We start from the raw sequence: 6,470 nt of genomic DNA on the forward strand, positions 1-6,470 counted from the left end.
CTATTCTGCATTCGTATCCAATCCGAATTCCTTGCGTTTATTCTCAATCTCATTATTGATGGTCTTCACATAATCCTGCAGGGTTTCCCTGGGATCCTCCTTGTTGTTATATACAGTATAGAAGGCATTTTTGATATGACGCTCAGTAAAATACCCGCCCGGAACTTCCGGCAGTGCTCTTACCCAATCAAGCTGCTTCACAAGCTGACGAAAATCCGTATTAGACCATGGAAGATTTTTAAGAGCTGTAATGTTGGCGGTTGCAACACGGCCTGCAACACCTAATACATTCTCAATTTCATTGCCATAATCGGTCTGGACAGGGTCACTCATCCACCATTTTAAGAACTGCCATGCTTCCTTCTGTTGATCCGAGGTGGCCATAATTATGGAAGCGGTCTCCCAGGCTGATACGCTATGATCCATATTACCTTCCGCATCCTCATAGCCCGGTACCGTGGTAAAACCCCAAAGGCCTTTGATTTCAGGTGCAAATACGGACAGGTAATTATAGCTGGTATAATCACCTATGGCTAACGGCATCTCGCCGGTACGGAAGCGGTTGGCAAAATCAAAGGTCACCGGCAGACGATAATTCACATAGTTTCCAGTCCACTGCTGGAATGCCGACACCGCCGCCTCTGTATCCAGTCCGCTGGCTGCTCCGCCGTCCTTATAATAGCTGCCGCCACGTTGATACAAGAACATGGCATATGTGGTCCAGTCCGGAACAATTCCCACGTTCATGTTGTTCTTCTGAATTACCGCAAGACATTCATAGAACTCCTTCCAGTTGGTCGGTACCTGAAGATTTAACTCCTTCAGGATATCAGCGCGGTAGAACATTACATGGAAGGACATAGTCTGGGGAAGGGCGTAAATTCCATCCTGGAAGGTAAACTGTGTAAATGCATCCTTCAAAAACCAATCCTGGACATCTTCAAAATCCTCAAACCCGGTAAGATCCACTACCGCATTGCGCAGGGCATAATTAACCGGTTCTCTGCCTGCCACATTCAAAGCTACATCGGGACCCCGCCCTGCCAGGGTGGCAGACAGAAGTACATCCTTATTCACCAGCTTTACATTTACCGGAATTTGCTGCTCCGGTGTAAAATAATTATCGATCAGGTTTTTAATCACCGTAGCCTGATCCCTTCCGCTTCCCGACATGCTGGTTACATTGGCCGCATCTGCCAGAATCCATACATCGATGGCTTTTCCCTCATAAACCTCTCCGATGCTGTCATAATCCTCAAAAAAGCTGGCAAGGAAGGCCTTAATCTCATGGAGCAGCTGTTGGAAGAAGCCCGCCTTGGCTTTGGGAAGCTTTGCTCCCGGTGAATTCAACAGCAGGTAGTCAATCTCCAGCGGTTGTTCTCTCATGGCAAGCTCAAAGGCTCCCAATGCAACAATATTATCCTTAAAGGCAGCCCACTGCTTCGGAATTGTCTCCGGTTTTTCATACATAAGCTTAAGCCGGTAAAGCAGGTTATCAATGGCAGCCGACTGGCTTCCCTTGGAATCCCTGGCATAACTGTCCACCCTTTCCGATATCTCCTGCATGACCCCATATTGTTCCTTAATAATCCCAAGAGCCTCCGGTGTCTTCTTATCTAATTGATAATCCCGCAGGGTATCCGGAGAACCGCCAATTACCATCAGCAGCTGGCGATATGCCCGGTTTAATTCAGTTATACAGGAACTGGTCAAATTCAATATACCGGACATTTCCTCACTGAGTGTAACTTCCAGAGAAAGTGTGTGCTCCCCCTTCTCAAGATAAAATTGATAAGGATCTTTCTCCTCTCCCAAAGCATGAATCATCCAGTCATTCTTATAGTAAAACCGTAATTCCCCGGCTTCCTTAAAGGGGATCTGCCCATCAATTTTCAATGAACGGACTACCGTAACTCCGGCTGTCATATTCTGACGGTATTTCACATCAATCTCATACAGGCCATCCTCGGGTACCTCTATCTCCCAGACGATGCTCTGTCCAACTACCCTCCAGTTGTTTCCTCCAATGACATTCAACCTGGTTTTGGATGCACTGTAGGGCTCCGTCAGCGGAGAGGTGCGATCCGGAATAGGGTATAGGGTGGAATCTGATTTGAAAACCGATGCCTCCCCCTGTATCTTTATGGGTTCCGCGAGGGATGCTTCCTGCTTCGGGACATTTGCTATATATTCCTCATAGGAGGGAAGCTTCGGCTCCTGGGTTAATATTATCTGCCCGATGGCCATGGGCTCCTTGACGGATTTTATGGTTATGGTGTTCTTTCCCTGACTAAAATAGAAAGAATAAGCTTCTGTATAATAGCCCTCACTGTCCTTACAGAAAGCCTCCATCCATATAGGAGCTTCCGTAAGCTTGGGGCGCACGTCATTACCTCGGGAATCCTGTTCAATTGCAGCAGAATTCATCCATCTTCTGGAGAATTCCAGATATCCTGCTCCCCGGAACGGAATCTCACCATTAATGTATAACTCTCTTTCAATGACATTATTTTTACCTTTGGTGGGATAATACACCAGCTTTATATTGTAAAAACCTGCTTCGGGAACCTCCGCCTCCCAGGATACCTGCCCCTCCTCCTGGGTCAGCACCGCACTTTCCTGAAAGCCCTCATAACCTTCCACCCGTTCAAAGCCTTCACTGGCTTCCGTATAATCCCCGCCGGACAGGATAATCTCCCTTGACGGATAACTGGAAGATACATGAGTTTCCATGTATTCCTCGTAGGAAACCGTATCATGGATCACAGCCAGAAGATTCTCTTCTCCCCCACTTTCCTTTAATACCATTTGTAATGAACCGGCGGCTTCCGCTACCGGTGCAGCAGACCTCATTGTTAAAATATTTAAGGCGGCCACTGTAATAATCAATACAAGTGCGATTCCCCTTCTTTTATGTAAGAAGCTTGTTTTTCCCATAGCTTACCTCTTTCTGCATATTACTTTCCGCTAGTGCTAATGCACCGGTCCAGGTAATTAGCACTCATTCCTCGTTTTGGACCGGCAATGTCCATTCTTCAACAAAGGATATAAAAGCATTGCCCTCCTTATCAAAATCCACCGGCAACCAGACATATCTTGAATTCGCCAGATCCTCACTGAACCAACGGTCACCCATGTAAATATAAGTCTGGGATTCCTTGTCAGCCAGGAAAATACAGGTGCTCTGGGAATCAAAGGTGGTTCTTTGGGTATCCCCGACACAGGGATCTCCCATATCCGTCCAGTCAGCCAGTATGGAATCTGCCATAAACATTTTTGACGGATTAGGAGCCCATCCGGTACAGCCTGAGGTCATCATATAGTACCTGCCATCCTTTTTAAACATAGCCGGTGCCTCCCGTTGGGCCCCCGGAAAGAGGCGGATGAAATCTACGCCATATACGGCCTTCTCCGGATCCGCAGCCAGGTAGGTATAGGTATCATTCAGTTTCGATATGTACAAGGTGAGATTTTCTTCGCTTGAATATATAATATATGCAGTCCCGTCATCATCCACAAAAAGATTCATATCCCTTGCCATACCCTTACTCGCAGGATATTGATCCTCCTGATCCTCAGGACAGGTGTTCAGACGGTAACGGTCTATAAATTTGAAAGGGCCGTAGGGTGTATCACAGATGGCTACTCCCGCGCTGGCTGCAGCATAGCTGGAATTGCTGGTTGATGTGGGACCGTCCGCATGGAACCAGATAATGTACTTACCAGTCTTCTCATTATAGATCATCTTAGGGCGTTCGATAATGGAAAGGGTATCATTGATACAGGTATATACACGATCCAACTGCTCGGAGGTATAATCCCCATATAACTCACTGAAATATTCCTCTTCCTCTAGTTGATCCCTTGAGGAAACATTTCTCATAACGATGCCTTCAAAAGTCCAGTTATAAAGATCCTCCGAACTGTAAGCGCAAATGCCGCCGCGGTTGCCCTTTGTTTTGTCTTCCCCGACCCACCACCATTTCTCCACCGGACTGCCGGTTATTCTATCCCTTACCGTCAGGCGCTGTACCTGCCCCCCATGTGCCTGAATTACATTATTCTCAGTATCCCTCCACTCTTCTCCCGGGCGGAATGCTGTGTAGACCGGTTTCTTAATCATATTGTCATATGCCTCCTTCAGTAATATATAGCTCTCCTTATATTCGTTAAAGCCAGCTTCCTCCTTCTCTAAGACTGCTCCTGCTTCCGCATATGCTTTGCTGTAACTCTCAATTGATGAAGCAGTACATTGTCCCAGTTGCTCTTTACTTATGGCTGCTACAGCCATCAGTGCCTCTAAAAGATATCTGTCATATTCCGGTACCAGTCTTATCAATATATAACTTAAAATCGGTTCCCTCATGATCTCATCCCCGTTGGTAGGATTATAAACCAGGAGATTTAGCTCCCCATCCGTCACCTCCCGGGTAAAGACCGCTTCTGATAATTTATATTTTAAAATTTTCTGATCCCGTACCATGACCATGTCTTCCGCCTTAATTGATACAAGTCTTGCACTAAAGGGATTGTAAAAGCCGCAGGTTATCTGGTATTCGCCCGGGGGCAGAGTAAAATCATAATAGAAACCGGTTTCATGAGGAATTATCCCGATTCCCTCCTTAATCCTCCACTTTGCAGAAGTTTTATCTAACGAGGACAAGTCTCCCTCTGCTTCCATATAAGGTTTCTCCTGATAACCCCAGGTAACACCGGTTCCTGGATCTATACCATAGCTTTGGTCGGTAACAGTCTGATATAGTCCCATAAAATCCCCATCCGCAACCCCTGAGACATTTTCCGCAGCACAATTGACATAATAAATAATAAAATCATTCTGTATGTATTCCTTACGGGATAACTCAAAGGAAGGATTATTCCGATTGCTTCCTTCCTGCGAAGCCTGTGTAGTGATTACCGTCTTCTGCTCTGTATTCCCGTTTCCCGATTGTACTGATTTGGTACAGGCTGCTGCCAATAATACCAGCCACATACTTCCAACGATCAAGCCCCTCTTTCCTCTCATCATGTAATTCTCCTCTAAATCGGTTTTTTTACATCTTCATCATAATATTTTTGTAAGTATTTTTTATTGCAATCGCTTTCAATAATATTATTACAAATTATTTTTATCATTGCAATCGCTTTCAATAACAAAAATAATATTTTTTATTGTGCATATTGTACAATTTCTTGTAATTATAAGTTTAATATTGAAGTTATAAAAGGTATAATAAAAAATATAATAATGTTCGTAAAACGGATTAACCAAAACGTCCTATCCGGTACTATATTGATGAAAGCTTTCAAACGAGGAGAAAAACAGATGGATGCTAAAATCAGAACCTTTGTATCTGAAAATATGAAAACCATTTTTGCATATGCACTAAACAGATTATCCAACCAGGAAGATGCGGAAGAATTAACCAGTGAAATAATGCTGGCCATATTAAGCAGTGCGGATTATCTGAAGGATGATAACGCAATCTATGGATTTGTATGGGCAATCGCCAGCAATACATATAAGAAATTCTTAGCTAAAAAGAAGAAAAGTATCTATGTAGAAATGGATGATACCATGGCTTGCAACAATGATGATATTGGTGATTTAGTACTGCTGGATGAAGAAACACAAAAACTTCGCCGGGAACTTTCACTGCTCTCAAAGGAGTATCGGATTTGCACTGTTGCATACTATTTTCAGCATATGGGGTGTAAAGAAATTGCAGAAAACAATAATTTTTCTCCTGAAATGGTTAAGTACTATTTATTTAAATCCAGAAAAATATTGAAAGAAGGAATTGATATGGAAAGACAATATGGAGAAAAAAGTTTTAACCCATCTGCATTTGAATTTCGTGTTATTTTTGAGAAGCAGGCCAATATGGAGTATGTGAAGCTATTTAACCGCAGAATAACCGGTAATATATTAGTCAGCGCATACTATACACCGGTAACCGTTCAGGAACTCTCCCTGGAGCTTGGCATTCCGGCTGCTTATCTGGAAGATGAGTTAGATTTGTTGGAGAGACATGGGTTAATAATAAAGGACGGAAAAAACAAATACCAGACCAACATCATTATATTTACTAAAAACTATGAAGATGAACTGGCGGAGAAAACAAAGAAAGGGATGTATGTCAATTCTGACAGGCAGGGAGTAATTGATTTTCACAAAATATTGCAAGGCGGAGGATGCAAATTAATATAACCTCCCCGGTATCCCAAGCACCTTCTTCCTGCTGCCTCCCATCCTGACCGGATTGGTATCTGGCATAATTGCATAAAAAACCTGCTCTCTCGCTTTGTGAGCATATCACATTGAGGGCAGGTTTTGCATCTTATTTTCTTAATAAATCAGCAATTTCTTTATAATTACTCAAACTTCGCACTTGAATAAGTGCCTATGCACCTTGAAAATTCAATAATAACTGGCATAAAAATAGCATGAAACCGTCTGGTTTTGGTAT

At 43.6% G+C, this 6,470-nt stretch carries 3 protein-coding genes; 1 reads left to right on the forward strand and 2 read right to left on the reverse strand.

All coding sequences use genetic code 11. From position 1 onward, the window contains the following. The gene (locus HNQ56_RS23650) at window positions 1-2,937 is read right to left on the reverse strand and encodes an extracellular solute-binding protein (protein WP_429150972.1); all 2,937 of its coding nucleotides are present in this window, start codon (window positions 2,935-2,937) and stop codon (window positions 1-3) included. A gap of 64 nt (window positions 2,938-3,001) precedes the next feature. Further along, on the reverse strand, window positions 3,002-5,029 hold the full coding sequence (locus HNQ56_RS23655; protein ID WP_429150974.1) for a glycoside hydrolase family 43 protein: 2,028 nt from the start codon (window positions 5,027-5,029) through the stop codon (window positions 3,002-3,004). A gap of 63 nt (window positions 5,030-5,092) precedes the next feature. Between HNQ56_RS23655 and HNQ56_RS23660 the strand changes: the two genes are divergently transcribed. Then, a complete protein-coding gene (locus HNQ56_RS23660; protein ID WP_429150976.1) occupies window positions 5,093-6,211 on the forward strand; it encodes a sigma-70 family RNA polymerase sigma factor in 1,119 nt (372 codons plus the stop codon). Window positions 6,212-6,470 lie beyond the last annotated feature (259 nt).

This window comes from Anaerotaenia torta (genome assembly GCF_050433395.1).
GTDB classification, from domain to species: domain Bacteria; phylum Bacillota; class Clostridia; order Lachnospirales; family Lachnospiraceae; genus Mobilitalea; species Mobilitalea torta.

Bases quoted from the DNA above. Each gene is read 5' to 3' on its own strand.
- HNQ56_RS23655 (WP_429150974.1), bottom strand. From the start codon at position 5,029: ATGATGAGAGGAAAGAGGGGCTTGATCGTTGGAAGTATGTGGCTGGTA.
- HNQ56_RS23650 (WP_429150972.1), bottom strand. From the start codon at position 2,937: ATGGGAAAAACAAGCTTCTTACATAAAAGAAGGGGAATCGCACTTGTA.